Consider the following 16,515-nt stretch of genomic DNA (forward strand, 5'->3'; position numbering starts at 1 on the left):
TTGATGGCGGCATGGGGGAACGACGGATCGTCCGCCGACTGGTCGGCATCGGAGCGGGCCTCGGCGCGCTCGCGGTCCTCGTCGTCGCGGCCTCGACGGTGTGGATCTCGCGCGAGGCCGAGGGGCACGTCTACGACGTCGAGGGCGCACCCGAAGCCCCGGTGGTCATCGTTCTCGGTGCGCAGGTACGCGACGGCAAACCCCGGGAGTATCTGGCCGGGCGCCTCGACGTCGCCGTCCGCCTCGTGCAGGACGGGCGGGCGCGGGCGGTGCTCGTCTCGGGCGACGGCGCGGGCAGGTCCGGCGACGAGATCGCGGCGATGACGGAATACCTGGTCGAGAAGGGCATCGACCGCAGCCGGATCGTCGGCGACCGGTACGGGCTCGACACCTACGACACGTGCGCTCGGGCCGTCCAGACATACGGAGTGACCAAGGCGCTGATCGTCACTCAGGGTTTCCACGTCCCCCGCGCGGTCGCGCTGTGCCGCGGCGCCGGGATCGATGTCGCCGGCGTCAACGCCGGGTGCGAATGCCGCCCGATCACGATGGCCAGGAACACCGTGCGCGAATCGCTGGCCCGGCCCAAGGCCGTCCTCGACCTGCTGTCCCGGCGCGATCCGGTGGTGGTCTCCGAACCCGAGGACTCGCTCGGCAAGGCCCTCGCCGCCGGGGACTGACCTCGAACCGCCGCGGTGCGGTAGTCGCGTCGGTAGGCTTCGACGCGTCGACGATCGGGAGGCTCACGATGGTTGCGGGTGCACGACCGGATCCCGGTCCGCGTGAGGTCCGGAAGTGGCGTCGCTACCTCGCCGACGAACGTGCCGAGGCGGCCGTCTACCGCGATCTCGCGAAACGCCGCACCGGTGAGGAACGCGAGATTCTGCTGGCGCTCGCCGACGCCGAGGGACGGCACGAGGCGCACTGGCGTGCACTGCTCGGCGAGCACGTCGGCAAACCCGTTCGCGGTGACGTCCGCACGCGCATCCTCGGAGTGCTGGCCCGGCGGTTCGGATCGGTGTTCGTGCTCGCCCTCGCGCAACGCGTGGAGACCCGGTCGCCATACCTGACCGACGTCGACGCCACCGTCGCCATGGGCGCGGACGAGCGCATCCACGAAGAAGTGGTGCGGGCGCTGGCGGCCCGTGGGCGAAATCGTCTGTCCGGCACGTTTCGTGCTGCCGTGTTCGGTGCCAACGACGGCCTGGTCAGCAATCTCGCCCTGGTGCTCGGTATCAGCGGCAGCGGCGTCGACAATCACATCGTGCTGCTGACCGGGCTCGCCGGTCTGCTCGCGGGCGCGTTGTCGATGGGTGCGGGCGAGTACGTGTCCGTGCGGTCGCAGCGTGAACTGCTCGAGGCGTCGGCGCCGGGGGAGGGGGCTCGCGCGGCAGTGCCGCTCCTCGACGTCGACGCGAATGAACTCGCACTCGTGTACCGGGCGCGGGGCATGCCCGCCGAAGACGCCGAGAAACGCGCCGCCGACGTGTTGAAGAGAGCTGTTCAGCCCGAGGCTGTTTCGGGTTCGGAGGCCGTCGACCAGCACGAGGCCATCGGCACCGGACTCGGTGCGGCGGCGGCGAGTTTCTGCTTCTTCGCGTCCGGTGCGGTGATCCCCGTGCTGCCGTATCTCTTCGGGATGGAAGGGACTGCCGCGCTCGTGGTCGCCGCCGCGCTCGTCGGCGTCGCGCTGCTCGGAACCGGCCTGGTGGTGGGGTTGCTGTCGGGTGGACCCCCGGTCAAACGGGCGCTACGCCAGCTGGCAATCGGGTACGGCGCAGCCGCCGCCACCTACGTGCTGGGCATGCTGTTCGGAACCGGCGCCTGAGAACGTCATCATCACCACGGGTGTGGAATCCGCTCAGGCGGGTGCGGTCGCCACGGCGTCGAGGAGCCCCGGGAAGCGGGCGTCGATGTCGGATCTGCGCAGCTGTGCCATCCGGGAATTGCCGCGGTCGACCTGCTTGATCAGCCCCGCCTCGCGCAGGACCTTGAAGTGGTGGCTGCGGGTCGACTTGGACACGGGCAGCCCGAACGACGTGCAGTGACGTTCCGCGCCTTCGGCCTCGACCAAGAGCTTCTGCACGACCTCCAGTCGCAGGGGGTCGGCGAGTGCGGCGAGCACGGAGACCAGTTCGATCTCGTCGACTGCGGGATGTCCCTCGGCGTCGGGCACTGCGCACCTCCAGGTTCGGGTCTTCGACCACCAGACCGAAGGTTCGCCTTGCATCGAACCTCACGGGTCTGCTCGCCGCGATGGTGGGCATCGTCCAGGGCGGGCCCTGGGGCTGGGGCAGCCCGGCGGTAGTGGCGTCGTTCGTCCTCGCCATCGCGCTGCTGATCGGGTTCGCCCGCGTCGAATCGCGACGCCCGGCCCCGCTGCTGGATCTCGAATTGCTCACCCACCCGCGGTTCATGGCACTGTGCCTCGTTCCGGTGGCAGCGTCGTTCGGCTTCGTCACGCTGCTCACCTACTTCCCGACCTTCCTCCAGTACGTGGCCGGACAGTCTTCGGCGAAGGCGGGCCTCGTGACCGTGCTCCTCACGATTCCGGTCGTGGTGGGCCCGCTCGCGGCGGGCCGCGCCGTCGGCGCCGGGGTGAACCCGCTCGTCGTGATCTGGATCAGCCTGGGAGCGTTGATCGCCGGCGACCTGGGGCTGCTGCTGGCGGGCCCCGACACGGTGGTCGCGGTCATCGCGGTGCCGCTGCTGCTCGCGGGATCCGGCATGGGACTGTCCGCCGGTCTCGTCGACGGTCAGGCACTCGCACTCGTCCCCGAGGAAAAGGCGGGTATGGCTGCGGGGGTGGTGAACACGATGCGGCTGGGCAGCGAGGCCCTCGCGGTGGCCGTGTACGCGGCGCTGCTCACCGGCCTCGCCACCCGCCGCGTCGACGAAGGGCTGACCGCGGTCGACGCCTACGACAGCGCGTTCCACACGACGCTCGTCGTGCTGGCCGTCGTCGTCGCCGGGTTGTCGGGTCTCATCGTGGTGCTGCTGCGACCCGGGGCGAGCGCGATCAGATCGCGGAGCCGCCGTTCGGGCTGATGGCCTGCCCGACGAGGTAGTGCTCGTCGCTCGCGAGATGCAGCACCGTGGAGGCGTATTCGTCGACCGACCCGAAGCGCCCCGCCGGGCAACTCTGCCAGAGCCGGTTGCGGCCGGTCTCGCCGATCTGCTCGAGGTAGCCGTTGAAGGCGGGCGTCGCGACGCCGCCGGGCGCCATCGCGTTGACGAAGATGTTCGCGCCTGCCACCTCCAACGCCACGGAGCGGGTGAACGCGACCACCGCGCCCTTGGTGGCGCTGTAGTGCGGACTGTGCGCACTGCGCGCCGAGATGCCTGCGATCGACGCGATGTTGACGATGCGCCCGTACCGCTGCGGTTCCATCAGTCGCAGCGCCTCACGGGTGCAGTAGAACACGCCGTGCACGTTGACGTCCCAGTACCGCAACCATTCTTCGTCGGTGATCTCGCTGGTGAACCGGAGCGAGTCGCGTTCCACCGGGGTCTGCAGGTAGGCGTAGAGCGTGTTGCGACGCTCGGTGTCGATCGGCCGGTTGGGCGTCAGCGCGGCATTGTTGACGAGCGCGTGCACGGTGCCGAACTGCTCGACCGCGGCCGCGAACAGGTCGTGGACCTCCGCACTCGACGACACGTCGCAGCGCACGGCGAGGCAGGTGCCACCGGCTTCCTCGATCTCGCGACGGGCCTCGTCCAACGATGCGTCGCTGACATCGCAGATGACGACCTTCGCGCCCTCGTGGGCCAGGGTGACGGCGATCGCCTTGCCCAGGCCCGGTCCGGCGCCGGTCACCACGGCCACTTTGTCCTTCATTCGCATGTTCTTCTCCTCGTGGGTCAGGAGCGCGAGAACGTCTCGCGCAGCTCTCGTTTCAGTACCTTGTGACTCGGTCCCGTCGGCAGCACGTCCACGACGTGCACCTGTCGCGGGTACTTGTGCTTCGCGAGACGGGATCTGCTCCATTCGATCAACGTCGTCGGATCGATTCCGGCGGTCGGATCCGCCGGGACGACCACCGCGCAGACCTCTTCGCCGCGGGTGGCGTCGGGCAGGCCGATCACCGCGACCTGCGACACGGCGGGATGTGTCGAGAGAACATCCTCGACCTCGCGGGGGTAGACGTTGAATCCGCCGCGGATGATCACGTCCTTCTTGCGGTCGACGACGGTGACGAAGCCCTCGGCGTCCTTCGTCCCGAGATCGCCGGTGCGGAACCAGCCGTCGACGACGGCCTCGGCGGTCGCGTCCGGGCGGTTCAGGTATCCGGCGAAGATGTTGTGCCCGCGGATGACGATTTCCCCGACCTCGCCGTCGGGAAGCAGTTCGACGGTGAGTTCCCGTTCGGGGTCGGCGATCTCGACGTCCACACCCCACACCGGCCTGCCGACTGTTCCCGGCCGGGTGCCGAACGCGGCCTGGTTCGCGCACGCCACCGGCGCCGTCTCCGACAGACCGTACCCCTCGTACACGGTCGTCGCGAACGTGGCGGCGAACTCGTCGAGCACGTTCACGGGCAGCGACGCGCCACCCGAGATGCAGGTGCGCAGCGACGGGAGGGCGCAGTCCGCGGCCCGAGCGGCGTCGAGCAGTGCGATGTACATCGTCGGCACCCCGTGGAAGACGTCGACGCCTTTCCGGACCATCATCTCGATCGCGGTGTCGCCGGAGAAGCGGGGCAGCAGGACGATCGTCGCCCCCATCCGAAAGGCGGCGTTCATGGTGGCCGTCTGGCCGAACGCGTGGAACAGCGGAAGGCAGCCGAGCACGATGTCCGACTTGCGGACGTCGTTCGCGTCGAGTGCCGACACCGTGGCGTTCAGGACCATGTTGAGGTGGGTGAGGACCGCGCCCTTCGGCGCGCCCGTCGTGCCGCTGGTGTAGAAGACGACGGCGGCATCCTCGGGCGATCGAGACTCGTAACCGACTGTGGCCGTGCCTCCTTCGGAGAGCGCACCACCCGCCGCGACCGCCACGCCGGCCTCGTCGGCGGCGAGGATGGCCACCTCGGTGGTCGGGCCGTGGCAGACGATCAGCTTCGCTTCGCTGTCGCGCAGCACGTACGCCACCTCGGTGGCGGTGAGGAGGAGGTGGACGGGGACGACCACCGCTCCCGCAGCGAGGATTCCGAAGTACACGACCGGGAACTCGGCGACGTTGCCGATCATCAGCGCGACCCGGTCACCCGGCCGCACCCCCTGCTCGTGCAGGGCGGCGGCCACCCGGCGGGCACGGTCCCACAGGTCCCGGTACGTCAGCCGGGTATCGCCGTCGACGACGGCTACGTCGTGCGGGTACTTCCGGGCGGACTCGGCGACGATCGCCGCCAGCGAGAGAGTGGCATGGGGCGCCGAGACAGGCATGGAAATCGGACCTTTCACAGTTCGGAGGGGGCGGCGGAGCGGTGCTCCTTCAGGACGGTGACAGGGATTCCCTTCACCATGACGACGGCGGCGACCATCAGCAGGGCCGCGATGACGAGCAGGGCGTCGTAGAGGTTCCCCGTCGCCGTGGTGATCTGCCCGATGACGTTGGGGGTGACGAAAGCGGCCACACCGCCGATGCTGCTGATGAGCGCGATCCCGCCGGCCGCGGTGGCCGCGGACAGGTACGACGGCGGCACCGTCCAGAACACCGGCAGGGTGCCGAAGCACATCATGGCGGCCACCGTGAGGAGAGCCATCGACCACAGGACACTCGTCTGGGTCAGTGGCAGGGCCGCGAAGCAGAATCCGGCGACCACCAGGGGCACCGCGACGTGGAACCGGCGTTCCAGGCGGCGGTCGGAACTCCGGCCGTTGACGATCATTCCGATCACGGCACCCGCGGCGGGCAGCGTGCTCAGGGTGCCGATCGTCGTGAGGTCGGTGACACCGAGCCCCTCGAGGATGGTGGGAGTCCAGTACGAGAACACGCTGAACCCCGCGTACATGGCGAAGAACACGAAGCCCGCGATGTACACCCGCCGGTCCGTCAGGAGCCGGCGCAGAACGCTACCGGCTGGCTCGCCGGCGTGCCGGGCGGTGTTCTCGGTAACGAGTTCGCTTGCCGTGACGTCTCGTTCACGCGGGGTGAGCCATTTGGCGTCGGCGGGCCCGTCGGGCAGGAGGAACCAGGCGAGGACGCCGAGCAGCGCAGCCGGGATGCCCTCGTAGACGAACAGCACCTGCCAGCCGTGCAGGCCGTGCGCACCGTCGAACGTGTTCATGATCCAGGTGGCGAGGGGTCCGCTGAGGATCCCGGCGGCGGGGACGGCGAGGACGAACATCGACGTGATCCGGCCCCGTCGCGCTGCCGGGAACCAATACGTCAGGTACAGGATGATGCAGGGGAAGAAGCCGGCCTCGGCCGCACCGAGCAGGAATCGGAGAATGTACAGCTGGGTGGGGGCGGTGACGAAACCGGTGGCCACCGTGATCAGGCCCCACAGGATCATGATGCGCATGACGGTCGCCCGGGCGCCGATGCGCTGCATGTAGAGGTTGCTCGGCACCTCGAACAGGACGTATCCGACGAAGAACAGCGACGCGCCCAGTCCGTAGGTGGCGGTGCTGAGCCCGAGGTCGTCCATCATGCGGAGTTTGGCGAACGAGATATTCACCCTGTCGATCGAATTGACGATGTAGGCGACGAAGAGGAAGGGCAGGAGGCGGAATGCGATCTTGCGGTACAGCCGGTCGAGTTCGGCCTTCGTCGCCGGTGGGCCGTCACCCCTGCCCGGGGCGCACGACTCCGTGCTCGCGGCGGCACCGCCGCGGGTTCGTGTGATTCTCATGGTGTCTCTTTCACTGGCACGGAATCGTGCGCGTCGGGAGGGGACGGCGGTGGGCGTGTCAGACGCCGACGGCCTGGTTGCGCAGTTCCTGCTCCAGGATCGGCAGGGCGAATTCGTAGGACTCCTGGCCCTGCTCGGCGACGATCCGCAGGACCTCGTCGATTTGTGCGCGGTCGGCGCCGAGCGCGAGCGCGGTCGCGATGTGCCTGCGTGTGCCCGGGGAGTACATGTGGGTCAGCGCGGCATCGCCGGCGATGCAGAGCAATTCGATCCACAGTGGGGGAAGGATGTTGTCGCGCCAGATGCCGGCGCCCATCGCGAGGAACTTCTCGAGCCAGACCCGGTCCCAGTTGTAGAGGGTTTCCCACAGGGGATTGAACTGGTTCTGTGCCCGCAGCCCGTCGCAGACGGGTGTCGGGTGCGTCGATTCCGGGGGAGCCGACTGGCGACCGGCGTGGACGAGTTCCTGGGCCAGGATCGGCACACCGGTTGCGCAGGAGTGGATCCCGATCACCGCCGACAGCTTGATCACCTCGAGCAGTTCCTCGCGGGTGGCGCCGAGTTCGATCGCGGTCTTGATGTGCCTGCGGACGCCGGGCGCGTACAGGTGCGTGGCCGACACGTCGATCTTCAGTCGGACGAAGGCGGCAAGCTTCGGGTCGAGCGTGGAATGATCCATTGCTGCCTACCGATTCAGGCGACGCCGGGGACGGTGAAGCCCCGCTGGCCGACGCGCCGGTTCGGGGCCATGCCCAGCTTCGCGATCGTCTCGTCGGTGCTGCCGTAGGTCTCGCCGATCTTGTAGATCCTGCGGGCCTCCGTGCCGTCGGCGATGTCACGACCGAGTTCGCGGGCGAGGCGCACGGTCTGCTCGATCTGCTCCACCGACGTGATGCGTTCGCCCTTGCGGCCCCACAGGTTGTCCTCGATGCCGACCCGGACGTGCAGCCCCATCGCGATGGCCATCGCGTTCATCGGCAGCACCGCACGCATCGCGCTCTCCACCGTGAGCACGGCTCCGTCGGGGGTGCGGCGGACGAACTCCATGAGGTCGGCCGGGTTGAACCCGGCCGCGCCGCCGCCGATCGCCACGTAGTTGAGGATCAGCGGGCCCTGGTACAGACCCTTCCGGATGAGCCGTTCCACCGACTCGAGCTGGTGGACGTGGCCGAGCATGAAGTGGGGCTGGATCCCCGACTTGGCCAGCCGTTCGAGGTGTTCGATGTAGAAGGAGGGGCGCGCGTCCGACACCATCTCGGTGTACGCCTGGACGTACTGAGGGTTCTCCAGGATCGTGCCCTGGACGTCGTCCTCGGTGAGCAGTTCGACGATATTCATCTGGCTGGTGTTGACGGCGACGGTCACCTGGTCGGGCGCCGGGTCCAGCTCGGCCAGCATGTGGCGGGTGTCGTAGTCGAGCCACGTGGCGGCCTGGCCCTCGTTCTCGGGTGCGAAGGAGATTGATCCGCCCACCTGGAGGACCATCTCCGGGACCGCCTCGCGGAGCAGGCCCAGCATCTCGTTGAACTTGGACAGCTTCTTGGAGCCCTTGCCGTCTTCCTCGCGGACGTGGACGTGCAGCACGGAGGCGCCGGCATTGAAACAGTCGACGGCCTTCTGGATCTGGGCGTCCATGGTGACCGCGATGTCGTCGGAGTCGGTCGGCAGCCACTGCGGACCGTACGGCGCGACCTGGATGACCAGCTTCTCCTGGTTTTCGGGGTACAGGCTGTCGTCGAGAAAGTGCATGTTCATCCCTCGGGTTCAGGGGCAGATCTCCTGCTCGTCTGCCCTGTCGAGAACTCAAGGTAATGCGCATCACACCTGACTATTTATCTCTACGTAACTACTATTTACCTATGCGTTGCAGCTGGCGAACGGGCAGTCATGGCCGGTGAGAACACGGGCCTGCGGGCCCGGTCGATTCCCGTGGGCGCGCTCGCCAACCTGCCGAAGGTGATGGGCAGTTTCGGCGCGGACGCGTGGCCCCTGCTCGAGTCGTACGGCGTCACCGCGGAACTCCTGACCGGGCAACCCCTGCGGTCGCTGCCGATCGAGACACACGGCCGGATCCTGCACGCCGCGGCGATCGAGACGGGCTGTGACCACCTCGGGCTGCTGCTGGGGCAGTTCGCGTCGCTCGAGAACACCGGGCCGCTGCGATTCCTCGTCACGAATGCCGACACTGTCGGGCAGGCCCTCGACGCGGTGGCCCGGTTCAGCCCCATCTGGTACCGGGGGATCACCGTGGCGCTGACCGTCGAGCGCGGCTACGCCGGCCTGTCGCTCACTCTCGACGGCCTGTTCCCGGGGCGCGAGCAATTGCTGACGGCGTATCTCGCGGCCTACGTGAAGATCCTCGAAATCCTTCTCGCACGGCCGTGGCGGCCGACGTTGGTCCGCATCTCGTACCGTGAGCCGGCGTCGTCCGACGTCTACCGCCGATTCTTCGGTGCACCAATCCATTTCGACGAACCGCGGCACGAGGTGCTGTTTCCGGAAGAAGTGCTGCAGCAGCCGGTCTCGGGAACCGATCCCACCCTGCAGCGCTTCTTCCACGGGCATCTGCAGCAGTTGCAGACCGGGACGGGGAAGGACGTTGTGGGCCAGGTTCGCCGGGCCGTCGAGGAATCGCTGCACGCCGGAGACTGCAGCGTCGACCAGGTGGCGCAGCTGTTCTCCGTCCACCGCATCACCCTGTATCGGCACCTCGCCCGCGCGGGAACGACGTTCGAGGCGGTGGTCGATCAGACCCGCCGCGACCTCGCGGAACAGTTCCTGTCCCAGACGGACCTGCCGCTCGTCGAAGTGAGCCGGCTGCTCGGGTACCGGAACCAGAGTGCGTTCAGCCGCGCGTTCCGGCGTTGGCACGACATCCCGCCGCTGCAATGGCGCCGCGGTCGTCGGGACGACGGGTCACCCGCGGGCGGGCAGTGATGTCGGACACCGGAGGAGAACTCCCGAAGCCTCTGAACCGCAGTGGCTTCGGGCGGATCGCGGCGCGGTGAACGTGCGCCCGGGGATGGAGTCACAGCGGTTTCCGGATCGGGACGCAAATGTTACCGCCAGGTATGGCGTGTGGTAACCGGCGAGCGTAGAAGGGCGATGTTATGTTCCCCTCGCCGGGTGTGGCCGGAGTTGACGGAGGGGTCGGGGAATGTCGAAGAGGTGGGTCGCGTCGGTCGCGGCTGTGGCGATCGGTTCAGGCATGATCGCCTACTCCAACCAGAACGCCGCCGTCGCGGAACCCGAGCGGGTATCCAACGGTCTTCCGGGCAGCGGACCCTGCGCGAGCGAGGTGTCGAACGAGACGCACTCGCTCATCCCGGACAAGCTCGAGATCCCGATCCCGTACCCGAAGATCACGACGGTGCCCTATCCCGCCCCGGTCACGGACCCCGTCCGCGTCTCGCAGGCGTTGCCCGCCGACACGTGCACCGATCCGTGCCCCGATCTCACCGACGAGACCGACCATGCCCCGGGAAACCTGTCGAGCGAGCTGAACATCCCGGACGTCAGCGTGAAGTTCACGCCCTTCCACTTCGGCATTCCCGTGCCGGGCGCCGACATCCAATTGCCCCCGCCGCCGCCCCTCGTCCACCCCGCGACCGAGGAGGCACCGCGCCGCGCGGCCCCGGCCACCCCGAAGATCGGCGACGTGACCCGCGTGGCGAAGGTGACCGGCGCCGGCTCGGTCAGCCGCACCGACAAGCGCTACCAGGTCAACGGCACCGACCTCGGCATCATCTGGGAGAGCGCCCCCGACCAGGTCGCCGTCGCGTTCGGTGACACCGTCGGCAAGGGATTCCAGCCGCCCGGCGGCCAGGGCGACGACTGGCGCAGCAACGTCCTCGGTTTCAGCTCCGACCGCAACCTGTCCGATGGCATGAGCCTCGACAGCATGGTCCAGGACAGCCGGTGCCACGCGGCGGAACTGCTCGACAGCCGCAAACTCGACAACATCGAGATCACCACCATCCCGACGTCCGGTTTCGCCGTCGGGAACCGGCAGTACATGAGCTACATGTCGATCCGCACCTGGAACAGCATCCCGGCCACGTGGTGGACGAACTACGGCGGCATCGCTTACTCCGACGACGGCGGATCGACGTGGACCAAGGACCCGTACGCGAAGTGGGACAACATCTTCGGGGTCACCAAGTTCCAGGTCGCGTCGATGGTCCCCGCCGGCGACTTCGTGTACATGTTCGGCACCCCCAACACGAGGCTCGGCGCCATCGGTCTGGCGCGCGTCCCGGCCGCCGACGTGCTCAACACGTCCGCGTACCAGTACTGGCAGAACGGTAATTGGACGCCGGTCGGTGGCTACACGGAGGCGACGCCGATCGTGGACGCCCCCGCCGCCGAACTGTCCGTGCGCTACGAGGAAGCCACCGGCAAGTGGCAGATGACCTACCTCGACACGTCCAAGGCGGCCATCGTGCTCCGTGAGTCCGACTCGCCGCAGGGCGCCTGGTCCGGCGGGGCGCCGATGGTCAGCGCCGCCGAATACCCGGAACTGTACGGCGGCTTCATCCACCCGTGGTCCAGCGGCGACGAACTGTACTTCACCATGTCGACCTGGTCGGACTACAACGTCTTCCTGATGAAGGCGGATCTAGGCGCGTAGCACCCGTGCGCCTTTTTGGTAGCTCCCGCAACCAGAAAGGCGCACGGGCGGCGGAGCCGCCTACAGCAGGCCGTGCCGGGGCGGGACGGTGCTCGACAGCGTCCACCGGCCGATGTGCTGGATCTTCCACCGCGTGGGGTCGTGCAGTGTGTGGGTGCGGGCGTCGCGCCAGTACCGCGACAGGTTGGACGTGTCCGACGCACTGCGGGTGCCGCCCAGTTCGAACAGCACGCTCGACGCCTCGAGGGACGCGCGTGCGGCAGCGACCTTGGCCGCGGCGGCGTCGATCGACGCGACGGCGGCGGTCTGCTCGGTCAAATTGCGCCGCGCCGCGTCGATGCTGCGGGCACCCTCCCGGAGCAGTGCCGTCGCGGACCGGACGCCGACCGCGGCCTCTCCGGCCAGTTGGATCAGCAGGGGATCGTCGACGGCGTCGGTGACGCCCGCCTCGAAGTAGGGCCTCGCCCGGCGGGCGGCGCGCACGCCCTCGTTCAACGCGGCCGCGGCGATCCCGGCGTCGATGGCGGCGTGCAGGATCTGCGCCTGCGAGCCGTAGGTGGTCGGTGCGTCGAAGATGGGGGAGAACGGCACGACGTGGAACGCGGGCACCCGGACGGCGTCGAGGGTGACGGTTCCGCTCGCGGTGGTCTTCTGCCCCATGCCGTCCCAGTCGTCGACGATCGACAGTCCGGCGGCGGTCCGCGGCAGGTAGGCGACGGCCTTGGCGGGTTTCCCCGCCGGCGTCGTCTTCCCGGGGACCGTGGCCCGCACCGCGATCCAGTCGGCGAACAGCGCGCCCGTGCTGTAGTACTTGCGACCGTCGACGACGAAGTCCCCGTCCTGTTCGGTGAGGGTCGTGGCGTCGATGTCGATCGTTTTCGTTCCGCGCTCGCTCTGGGCGTTGGCGAACTGGCGCCCCGCAAGCACCTCGGAGTAGAAGAACTCCTGCTGCGCCGGTGTGCCCTGATGGCGCAGCACCTCGAGGAACGTGTAGTGGCTGTGCGGGATCTGGGCGATGCTCGGATCGCCCTCGGCGAGAAGCCGGAACACCTCGGCGAGGGTTTCGGTCCGCGCGTCGATGCCGCCGTGCTCGCGGGGAACGCCGAGCGCGAGCAGTCCGGACGCGGCGAGCGCCCGCACCTGTTCGTGCGGCAGCTGTCGCCCGGAATCGCGCGCTGCCGCCTCCTCGGCGAGGTGTGCGGCGAGATCGGCGGCGACGGTGAGGGCTTCGGCCTCGTCGCTGATGCGGTGGGCGTTCTGGACGGCGGTCATGGTTCTCCGTGGGTCGGTGGTGCGGACGCACCGAATCCGGCCACCGTCGACGGGTGGCCGGACTCGGGGTTCGGAATCGTTATGTGTACCAGGTGGGTTCGGGAAGTTCGCCGGTCAGCAGGTGGCCGCCCACCTCGCGCCGCTTGTACGCGACGGGATCGTGCAGGGTGTGCGTCCGCACGTTCCGCCAGAAGATGTCGAGACCCACCGTGTTGGACGTGGCACGCGCACCGGTCAGTTCGAACACCTTGGTGCCGATCTCGAGGGCGACGTCGGCGGCGCGGATCTTGGCGGCGGCGATACGGACGGCGAGATCCCCGCGCGCCTGTTCGGTGAGGTTTTCCCGCGCGTCGTGCAGCACCGCGTTCGCCTCGCGGTTCACCTGATCGACGAACGCCTCCGCCGCCCACAGCTTCGACTGCAGGTCGCCGTAGCCCTCGCGCAGGTACCACTCGTCGGTCGCCAGTTCCTTGTCGTCGCCGCCGTACGGCCACGGACGGGTCCGGGTCCGGGTGTAGTCGGCCGCGGTGTCGAGTGCGCCGCGGGCGATGCCGACATAGAAGTTGGCGAACACAATCTCGAGCGCGGGGAAGTTCAGCGTGTTGTAGACGAGGGGCTGGAACTCCTTGTCCACGAACCCGGCCGCCCCGGACCAGTCCACCTCGACGTCGTTGATCTCGACCGTGCCGGAGTCGGTGAGGCGTTGCCCGAGATTGTCCCAGTCACCCCGGAACACGATGCCGTCCTGCGCCGTCGGCACGATCGCGAACACGTGTGTGGCCGTGCCCTCGATGATGCCCTCGAGCACGGTGAGGTCGGTGGCGCGGCCGCCCGTCGAGAACGACTTCTCCCCGTTGTAGACGAGCGTATCCCCGCGGTCGACGATCGTGAGGTCGGTGTCGCGCGGGTTGACCGCCCCACCGAACAGGAAGCGGTTGCTCGTGTACAACTCCTCGACGGCCCCGATCTGCGGTGCGGTGCCCACGAGTCGCACGGCCCACGCCCACAGGTAGTGGTAGCCGAGCAACTGTCCGAGGGAGCCGTCGCCGCGCGCGATCTCGCGGACCACCTGGTAGGCGGTCTCCCACGGCTGTCCGGCGCCACCGAATTCGGTGGGCCCGAGCAGGGTGACGAGCCCGCTGTCCTTGAGGAGCCGGACTTCGTCGAACGGTGCACCGCCGGCGCGGTCGCGTTCGACGGCGTCGCGCGCGAGGATCGCGCTCACCTCACGCGCACGCGCGATCCAGCCGTCGGCGGTGGCCGGGGCGTCCGACCAGATCTTCTGTTCGGTGATGACGGTCATGCCTTGTCTCCCTCTGCGCTCGGTGCGGTGCCGATGGCCCACACGTAGACGGGTTCGGTTCCGTTGATCTCGTAGTCGCCGACCACCTTGGCCTTGAACACCACGGGGTTGTGGCTGGCGACGGTGCGTGCATTCCGCCAGAAGCGGTCGAGGTCCCAGTCGCGGCTGACCCCGGACGCGCCGAGTGCGTCGAAGATCGTGGCGGTGGCGGGGACGACGAGCGCGGTGGCGGAGATCTGGCCCTGGGCCGACGCGATCTCGGCGGCGATGTTGGCTGACTTCTCCTCGTCCGGGCTGCCGGTGAACGCGGCCTCGTACGCCCACTGGGCGGGTTCCGCCGCGTGCAGTGCGATCGCCTCGGCGGCATGCGCCGCGGCCGACACCTCGCCCACCACCTGCTGGATCTGCGCGTCCTGCGCATAGGTGGGGGCGTTGCCGTGGCTGAACGTGCGGGTGCGGGCCGCCACCCGGCGGGCGATCACGTCCGTCGCCGCCCGCGCGATGCCCGCGAGCGTGGCGAGGTGGAACAACTGGTAGAACGCGGTCTGATACTTGAACCGGGTGGAGAAGTCGAAGATGTTCTCCGGCTGGACGATCGCGTTCTCGTACGTCGACGTGCCCGAACCGGTGGTCTGCTGGCCGAAACCGTTCCAGTCGTCGCTGTGCGTGACGGCAGGCTGACGCGCCTCGACCGCGGCGATCACGAACGCGCCGGTGTCGGTGCGCTGCGAGTACAGGTCGATCCAGTCGGCGAAGATCGAACCGGTGCTGTAGTACTTCGTCCCGTTCGCGAAGAAGTGGGCCTCACCGGGGACGGGGGACACCTTGGTGTTCGCCTCGCCGAGCGGAACGTCGCCGATCTCGGTCCACGCGTTGCCGACCAGCTGACCGTCCGCGAATCGCCGAAGCCACGTGTCGCGGTCGGGACCGTCGGCGGCGACGAGGCGGTCCTCGACGAACGCGAAATGTCCGCGCAGGGCCTGCGTGACGTTGGAATCCGCCGCGGACAGTTCGACGAGCAGCCGGAACAGCTGGGGGATGCTCGCGCCCGACCCGCCGTGGGATGTCGGCACGCGCACCGCCCCGAAACCGGCCTTCTTCAGGGCGTCGATCTGCTCGTAGGGGAGGACGTGGTCGCGTTCGCGTTCCACCACACCTTCGGCGATGTCGGCGAAGAGGGGGCGGAACCGGGCGGCGAGCGTGCCGTAGTCGGTCTCGCTCGCGATGGGCTGTGCAGCTCTTCGTTCCTGTACGGCTGTCATGCCGTCGAACCTCACACGGTCCCGCGAGCCCGGTGAAGGGTTGGACGCGCGCTGATTGGAAGGGTGGGCGTCTGCCGGGCCGGCGGGTTCCATGCTGGGTATGTCAACCGAACACATCGCTGAGCAGATCAAGTTCGCCTACTGGGTGCCCAACGTCAGTGGCGGGCTGGTCACGTCCGACATCGAACAGCGCACCAGCTGGGACTACGAGTACAACAAGAAACTCGCCCAGACCGCCGAGAACAACGGGTTCGAGTACGCGCTCAGCCAGGTCCGGTACGAGGCCAGCTACGGGGCCGAATTCCAGCACGAGTCGACGAGCTTCAGCCTCGCGCTCCTGCTCGCCACCGAGCGACTGAAGGTGATCGCCGCAGTCCACCCCGGTCTGTGGCAGCCCGCCGTGCTGGCGAAATTGGGAGCCACCGCCGACCACCTGTCGAACGGCCGGTTCGCCGTCAACGTCGTGAGCGGCTGGTTCAAGGACGAGTTCACCCACCTCGGGGAGCCGTGGCTCGAGCACGACGAGCGGTACCGGCGCAGCGCCGAGTTCCTGCAGGTGCTCCGCAAGATCTGGACCGAGGACGACGTCGACTTCCGCGGCGACTTCTACCGCATCCACGACTTCACCCTGAAGCCGAAACCGCTGAACACGCCCGACCGCCCGAACCCCGAACTGTTCCAGGGCGGAAACTCCGCCGCCGCGAGACAGAACGCGGGCCGGTACTCCGACTGGTACTTCAGCAACGGCAAGGACTACGACGGCATCACCGAACAGATCGACGACGTACGACGGGTGGCGCGCGAACACGACCGGGAAGTGAAGTTCGGGCTCAACGGGTTCATCATCGCCCGCGACACCGAGAAGGAAGCCCGCGACACCCTCCGCGAAATCATCGAGAAGGCCAACAAACCGGCGGTCGAGGGCTTCCGGTCCGCCGTCCAGCAGGCGGGCGCGTCCACCGCCGACAAGTCGGGAATGTGGGCCGACTCCACGTTCGAGGATCTCGTCCAGTACAACGACGGCTTCCGCACACAGCTGATCGGCACGCCGGAGCAGGTCGCCGAGCGCATCGTCGAATACCGCCGTCGCGGAGTCGACCTCATCCTGGGCGGTTTCCTGCACTTCCAGGAGGAGATCGAATACTTCGGGGCCAACGTCCTGCCGCTGGTCCGCGAACTGGAGGCGTCCGAGAGGCTTGCGCCCGTGAGTGGTTAAGGAGTTCAGGGACTCGTTACGCACGCACGGGCGGC

The 16,515-nt window shown here is 68.3% G+C and carries 15 protein-coding genes; 6 read left to right on the top strand and 9 right to left on the bottom strand.

The annotated features are described in order from the left end of the window. Positions 1–11 precede the first annotated feature (11 nt). Together BLV94_RS34625 and BLV94_RS34630 are read left to right on the top strand one after the other, a co-directional pair. Positions 12–680: a SanA/YdcF family protein gene (locus BLV94_RS34625; RefSeq protein WP_072946351.1), complete on the top strand. Its 669-nt coding sequence runs from the start codon at positions 12–14 to the stop codon at positions 678–680. Between the two features lie 68 nt (positions 681–748). Beyond that, positions 749–1,828 (top strand): VIT1/CCC1 transporter family protein, encoded by a 1,080-nt coding sequence (locus tag BLV94_RS34630; protein WP_072946350.1) that lies wholly within the window; start codon positions 749–751, stop codon positions 1,826–1,828. A 33-nt stretch (positions 1,829–1,861) separates the two neighbouring features. On the opposite strand, the gene BLV94_RS34635 is transcribed toward BLV94_RS34630, so the two are convergent. After that, on the bottom strand, positions 1,862–2,176 hold the full coding sequence (locus tag BLV94_RS34635; protein ID WP_072946420.1) for an ArsR/SmtB family transcription factor: 315 nt from the start codon (positions 2,174–2,176) through the stop codon (positions 1,862–1,864). 80 nt (positions 2,177–2,256) lie between these two features. Between BLV94_RS34635 and BLV94_RS34640 the strand changes: the two genes are divergently transcribed. Next, positions 2,257–3,048: an MFS transporter gene (locus tag BLV94_RS34640; RefSeq protein ID WP_244163731.1), complete on the top strand. Its 792-nt coding sequence runs from the start codon at positions 2,257–2,259 to the stop codon at positions 3,046–3,048. On the opposite strand, the gene BLV94_RS34645 is transcribed toward BLV94_RS34640, so the two are convergent. Genes BLV94_RS34645 through BLV94_RS34665 form a run of 5 tightly spaced genes read right to left on the bottom strand, consistent with a single transcriptional unit; the run spans position 3,020 to position 8,546 of the window. Further along, positions 3,020–3,844 (bottom strand): SDR family NAD(P)-dependent oxidoreductase, encoded by an 825-nt coding sequence (locus BLV94_RS34645; RefSeq protein ID WP_072946349.1) that lies wholly within the window; start codon positions 3,842–3,844, stop codon positions 3,020–3,022. The genes BLV94_RS34640 and BLV94_RS34645 overlap by 29 nt on opposite strands. 17 nt (positions 3,845–3,861) lie before the next feature. Next, a complete protein-coding gene (locus BLV94_RS34650) occupies positions 3,862–5,385 on the bottom strand; it encodes a long-chain-fatty-acid--CoA ligase (RefSeq protein WP_072946419.1) in 1,524 nt (507 codons plus the stop codon). Positions 5,386–5,399: 14 nt separating this feature from the next. Further along, positions 5,400–6,797, bottom strand: a complete 1,398-nt coding sequence (locus tag BLV94_RS34655) for an MFS transporter (protein WP_083395771.1) — start codon at positions 6,795–6,797, stop codon at positions 5,400–5,402. Between the two features lie 58 nt (positions 6,798–6,855). Then, a complete protein-coding gene (locus BLV94_RS51140; protein ID WP_072946348.1) occupies positions 6,856–7,476 on the bottom strand; it encodes a carboxymuconolactone decarboxylase family protein in 621 nt (206 codons plus the stop codon). A gap of 14 nt (positions 7,477–7,490) precedes the next feature. Further along, entirely contained in the window at positions 7,491–8,546 is a 1,056-nt protein-coding gene (locus BLV94_RS34665; protein ID WP_072946417.1) for a beta-keto acid cleavage family enzyme, read from the bottom strand. Between the two features lie 138 nt (positions 8,547–8,684). Between BLV94_RS34665 and BLV94_RS34670 the strand changes: the two genes are divergently transcribed. Together BLV94_RS34670 and BLV94_RS34675 are read left to right on the top strand one after the other, a co-directional pair. After that, the gene (locus BLV94_RS34670; protein WP_072946347.1) at positions 8,685–9,734 is read left to right on the top strand and encodes an AraC family transcriptional regulator; all 1,050 of its coding nucleotides are present in this window, start codon (positions 8,685–8,687) and stop codon (positions 9,732–9,734) included. Positions 9,735–9,954: 220 nt separating this feature from the next. Then, a complete protein-coding gene (locus BLV94_RS34675; RefSeq protein ID WP_072946346.1) occupies positions 9,955–11,427 on the top strand; it encodes a DUF4185 domain-containing protein in 1,473 nt (490 codons plus the stop codon). Positions 11,428–11,487: 60 nt separating this feature from the next. Here the strand turns inward: BLV94_RS34675 and BLV94_RS34680 are convergent, their stop codons facing one another. From BLV94_RS34680 to BLV94_RS34690, 3 genes are all read right to left on the bottom strand, one after another. Then, positions 11,488–12,699 (bottom strand): SfnB family sulfur acquisition oxidoreductase, encoded by a 1,212-nt coding sequence (locus BLV94_RS34680; protein ID WP_072946345.1) that lies wholly within the window; start codon positions 12,697–12,699, stop codon positions 11,488–11,490. Positions 12,700–12,778: 79 nt separating this feature from the next. Continuing rightward, the gene (locus BLV94_RS34685; RefSeq protein WP_072946344.1) at positions 12,779–14,002 is read right to left on the bottom strand and encodes an acyl-CoA dehydrogenase family protein; all 1,224 of its coding nucleotides are present in this window, start codon (positions 14,000–14,002) and stop codon (positions 12,779–12,781) included. Beyond that, complete coding sequence (locus BLV94_RS34690) at positions 13,999–15,264, bottom strand: acyl-CoA dehydrogenase family protein (protein WP_072946343.1); 1,266 nt, start codon at positions 15,262–15,264, stop codon at positions 13,999–14,001. Before BLV94_RS34690 ends, BLV94_RS34685 begins: the two co-directional genes overlap by 4 nt. Before the next feature lie 100 nt (positions 15,265–15,364). Here BLV94_RS34690 and sfnG point away from each other — a divergent pair, with 100 nt between their 5' ends. Next, positions 15,365–16,480: a dimethylsulfone monooxygenase SfnG gene (gene sfnG / locus BLV94_RS34695; protein ID WP_072946416.1), complete on the top strand. Its 1,116-nt coding sequence runs from the start codon at positions 15,365–15,367 to the stop codon at positions 16,478–16,480. Positions 16,481–16,515 lie beyond the last annotated feature (35 nt).

The organism is Rhodococcus koreensis, assembly GCF_900105905.1.
GTDB classification, from domain to species: Bacteria; Actinomycetota; Actinomycetes; order Mycobacteriales; family Mycobacteriaceae; genus Rhodococcus_F; species Rhodococcus_F koreensis.

Excerpts from the sequence above, each read along its gene's own strand:
- BLV94_RS34680 (WP_072946345.1), bottom strand. The coding sequence starts at position 12,699 with ATGACCGCCGTCCAGAACGCCCACCGCATCAGCGACGAGGCCGAAGCC.
- BLV94_RS34690 (WP_072946343.1), bottom strand. The coding sequence starts at position 15,264 with ATGACAGCCGTACAGGAACGAAGAGCTGCACAGCCCATCGCGAGCGAG.
- BLV94_RS34630 (WP_072946350.1), top strand. The coding sequence starts at position 749 with ATGGTTGCGGGTGCACGACCGGATCCCGGTCCGCGTGAGGTCCGGAAG.
- BLV94_RS34685 (WP_072946344.1), bottom strand. The coding sequence starts at position 14,002 with ATGACCGTCATCACCGAACAGAAGATCTGGTCGGACGCCCCGGCCACC.
- BLV94_RS34625 (WP_072946351.1), top strand. The coding sequence starts at position 12 with ATGGGGGAACGACGGATCGTCCGCCGACTGGTCGGCATCGGAGCGGGC.
- BLV94_RS34670 (WP_072946347.1), top strand. The coding sequence starts at position 8,685 with ATGGCCGGTGAGAACACGGGCCTGCGGGCCCGGTCGATTCCCGTGGGC.
- BLV94_RS34645 (WP_072946349.1), bottom strand. The coding sequence starts at position 3,844 with ATGCGAATGAAGGACAAAGTGGCCGTGGTGACCGGCGCCGGACCGGGC.
- BLV94_RS34650 (WP_072946419.1), bottom strand. The coding sequence starts at position 5,385 with ATGCCTGTCTCGGCGCCCCATGCCACTCTCTCGCTGGCGGCGATCGTC.
- BLV94_RS51140 (WP_072946348.1), bottom strand. The coding sequence starts at position 7,476 with ATGGATCATTCCACGCTCGACCCGAAGCTTGCCGCCTTCGTCCGACTG.
- BLV94_RS34665 (WP_072946417.1), bottom strand. The coding sequence starts at position 8,546 with ATGCACTTTCTCGACGACAGCCTGTACCCCGAAAACCAGGAGAAGCTG.
- BLV94_RS34675 (WP_072946346.1), top strand. The coding sequence starts at position 9,955 with ATGTCGAAGAGGTGGGTCGCGTCGGTCGCGGCTGTGGCGATCGGTTCA.
- BLV94_RS34640 (WP_244163731.1), top strand. The coding sequence starts at position 2,257 with ATGGTGGGCATCGTCCAGGGCGGGCCCTGGGGCTGGGGCAGCCCGGCG.
- BLV94_RS34655 (WP_083395771.1), bottom strand. The coding sequence starts at position 6,797 with ATGAGAATCACACGAACCCGCGGCGGTGCCGCCGCGAGCACGGAGTCG.
- sfnG (WP_072946416.1), top strand. The coding sequence starts at position 15,365 with ATGTCAACCGAACACATCGCTGAGCAGATCAAGTTCGCCTACTGGGTG.